Origin of the sequence: Agrobacterium genomosp. 13 str. CFBP 6927 (assembly GCA_900012615.1) — a bacterium.
GTDB lineage: Bacteria > Pseudomonadota > Alphaproteobacteria > Rhizobiales > Rhizobiaceae > Agrobacterium.
Genome location: LT009756.1, coordinates 695,851 through 699,045 on the forward strand (window position 1 = coordinate 695,851; position 3,195 = coordinate 699,045).

At 59.6% G+C, this 3,195-nt stretch carries 3 protein-coding genes; 1 reads left to right on the forward strand and 2 read right to left on the reverse strand.

Annotation, left to right across the window (positions count from 1 at the left end):
* Nucleotides 1-132 precede the first annotated feature (132 nt).
* Together ribB and aroC are read right to left on the reverse strand one after the other, a co-directional pair.
* Entirely contained in the window at nt 133-1,233 is a 1,101-nt protein-coding gene (gene ribB, locus AGR13A_RS03430; protein WP_080833682.1) for a 3,4-dihydroxy-2-butanone-4-phosphate synthase, read from the reverse strand.
* Nucleotides 1,234-1,245: 12 nt separating this feature from the next.
* Nucleotides 1,246-2,343 (reverse strand): chorismate synthase, encoded by a 1,098-nt coding sequence (gene aroC, locus AGR13A_RS03435; protein ID WP_080833684.1) that lies wholly within the window; start codon nt 2,341-2,343, stop codon nt 1,246-1,248.
* A 453-nt stretch (nt 2,344-2,796) separates the two neighbouring features.
* Here aroC and AGR13A_RS03440 point away from each other — a divergent pair, with 453 nt between their 5' ends.
* Nucleotides 2,797-3,057 carry a DUF1344 domain-containing protein gene (locus AGR13A_RS03440; protein WP_006699882.1) on the forward strand — a complete coding sequence of 87 codons (261 nt, stop codon included), beginning with the start codon at nt 2,797-2,799 and terminating at the stop codon, nt 3,055-3,057.
* Nucleotides 3,058-3,195: the final 138 nt, after the last annotated feature.

Below are 3,195 nucleotides of genomic sequence, written 5' to 3' on the forward strand. Positions count from 1 at the left end.
CAAGCTCTCCGCAATCCGGGCAAGGGCGCCCCCTCATCCCGCTGCCGCGGACTTCTCCCCGGCGGGGAGAAGAAACAAGGGGCACCCACTCGCTTCACAATTGCCCTGGAAAACCAAGGCAAACCCCAAAAATCAGCAGATATCCGTCGCCGAAATCTTGATGCCGAATCCTTCAAGCCCGACATAGTGGCGCTCACGCGTCGTCATCAGCTTGATGGAGCTGATGCCAAGGTCCTTCAAAATCTGCGCGCCGAGGCCGATTTCCAGCCACTCGTTTTCGCGCGAGCGGGCCTGTGCATGCGCTTCGTCGGGTTCGCGCGCCTTGCGCCGTCCGGCCACCTGGCCGACACCGACGGAGCCCTCGCGCAGATAGACGATGACGCCGCGGCCTTCCTCGGCGATCTTCTGCATATAATGCCGCACCGGCTGGCGGTCGCCGAACACGTCGTCGGCGACGTTCTCGGGATGAAGGCGAACGGGAATATCGACGCCATCGCGGATATCACCGAAAATCACCGCCATATGCTGCATCCGGTCCCAGGGCAGGGAATAGGTCTGCGCCTTGGCCGGCCCGAAGGGGGTTTCGATGGTAAAGGAGGATTCCATCTCCACCAGCGTTTCCTTGCGCTGGCGATAGGCGATGAGATCAGCGACGGAAACCTGCTTCAACTGGTGTTTTTCGGCAAAAGCCGTGACCTGTGGTCCGCGCGTGACGGTACCGTCATCATTGACGAGTTCGCAGATGACGCCGATCGGTGGCAGGCCCGCCAGCTTGCAGAGATCGACGGCCGCTTCGGTATGGCCGGAGCGCATCAGAACGCCGCCTTCACGGGCAATCAGCGGGAAGATATGGCCCGGCCGGGTAAAATCGGCGGCGCCAACATTGGGGTTGGCGAGGTTGCGCACCGTCAGCGTGCGGTCATCGGCAGAAATGCCTGTCGTGGTGCCGTGCTTGAAATCGACGCTGACGGTAAAGGCCGTCGTGTGGGCGCTGTCGTTTTCCGCCACCATGGCATTGAGGTTCAGCCGCTTGGCCTCCTCGCGCGGCATGGGAGCGCAAACGATACCGGAGGTGTGGCGCACGATGAAGGCCATCTTTTCCGCCGTGCAATGAACCGCGGAAATAATCAGATCGCCTTCATTCTCGCGGTCGTCATCATCGGTCACGACAACGATCTCGCCGGCTTCGAAAGCGCGGATGGCGTCGACAACGCGTTTCTGGTCATAGGCCATGGCGATATCCCCTCACTTCAAACGGCCGGTCTGGCCGCGATCTCGCAAATAATGGTCGGCAACGGTGCAGGCGATCATCGCCTCGCCGATCGGCACGGCGCGGATGCCGACGCAGGGGTCGTGGCGACCCTTGGTGCGAACATCGACATTGTTGCCGTCGGTATCGATCGACAGGCGCTCCGTCAGAATGGAGGAGGTGGGCTTGATGGCGAAGCGGGCGACGACAGGCTCACCGGTCGCAATACCGCCCAGAATGCCGCCGGCATGGTTGGAGAGAAAGATCGGCTTGCCGTCATTGCCCATGCGCATCTGATCGGCATTTTCCTCGCCGGAAAGCTCGGCCGAGGCGAAACCCTCGCCGATCTCCACGCCCTTGACGGCGTTGATCGACATCAGGCTGGAGGCGATATCCTGATCGAGCTTGGCATAAATGGGTGCGCCGATGCCGGCCGGAACCCCTTCCGCCACCACTTCGACAACGGCGCCAATGGAAGAGCCCGCCTTGCGGATGCCGTCGAGATACTCTTCCCACACAGGCACCATGGCGGCATCCGGGCAGAAGAACGGGTTCTGGTCGACCTGATTCCAATCCCAGTTATCGCGATTGATTTTGTGCTTGCCGATCTGCACCAGCGCGCCGCGCACATTGAGGCTCGGCACCACCTTGCGGGCGATCGCACCGGCGGCGACACGCGCCGCAGTCTCACGCGCGGAAGAACGCCCGCCGCCACGATAATCGCGAATGCCGTATTTCAGATCGTAGGTGAAATCTGCGTGGCCGGGGCGGAACCGTTTGGCGATCTCGCCATAATCCTTCGAACGCTGGTCGGTGTTTTCGATCAGCATCGAGATCGGCGTGCCGGTGGTTATCATCGTCTCGCCGTCCTCATCCAGCATCACGCCGGAGAGAACCTTGACGATGTCATCCTCGCGGCGCTGGGTCACGAAGCGGCTTTGGCCGGGCTTGCGCTTGTCCATCCAGTGCTGCACCTCGGCAAGCGTGAAGCGGATGCCGGGCGGGCAACCATCCACCACGCAGCCCAAGGCGGGCCCGTGGCTTTCTCCCCAGGTGGTAACGCGGAAAAGATGACCGAAGCTGTTATGCGACATATTTCTCAAGACCGGAAAGCAGGGCCGACCTGCGGACAGGGGCCGTTTAAAACAAGCGGATTTGTCATAGTGGAAAATCGGAGCAAGGCAAAAGCCTTTCTTTCATCGCAGGCCCGATAAGAAGGTGACATACCGTTCACGAAGCGCGACAGGCCGCAGGGCGACACACATAACCACGGAGAATAGACCCCGCCGGGCAAATGATTCGGTCTGAACCCCCGGGTTTTGGGAGGTGACGAGAGTATAAAGATACCGGCGTTTTCCACGCTAATCCGGAGTTTTCCAATATTGCTGCGAAATGCGGTGTAAAAATCACTAACGGCTTGAACGCGATCCCAAATCCGTTCATCAATTGGGCCGAAAATGTCATGGTTGCGGGCAATTTCCGCCACATTCGAAAGGCAATTCTTCATGCATGTAAGGTTTTCACGCAAATCCACGAAAGCTAGATCGATGCGTATGATGATTGCCGCCCTTCTGGCTACCGCCAACCTTTTGATGCCCATCAACGGCTTCGCCCAGAGCGTCGACGTGGAAGGCACGATCAGCAAGATCGACGCGAACGGGCTGAGCATTACGCTCAACGACGGCAAGACCTATCGCGTGCCGGAAGAGTTCAATTTCGAAGGTCTGAAAGCGGGCGTCAAGGTCGTGGTTTTCTACACGGAAGTGGATGGCAAACGCGTGGTCGACGATCTTCAGGTCGTGGAATAAGCGGTAACCCTTTACTCAGCCCCTATTCAAAAACGTCCGTTGTGAAACGAGCGGGTGCGTCACGTTTCTTCTCCCCGCCGGGGAGAAGGTCGCGGCAGCGGGATGAGGGGGCGAGGGTAGAGATATTCGGAGAGGGTG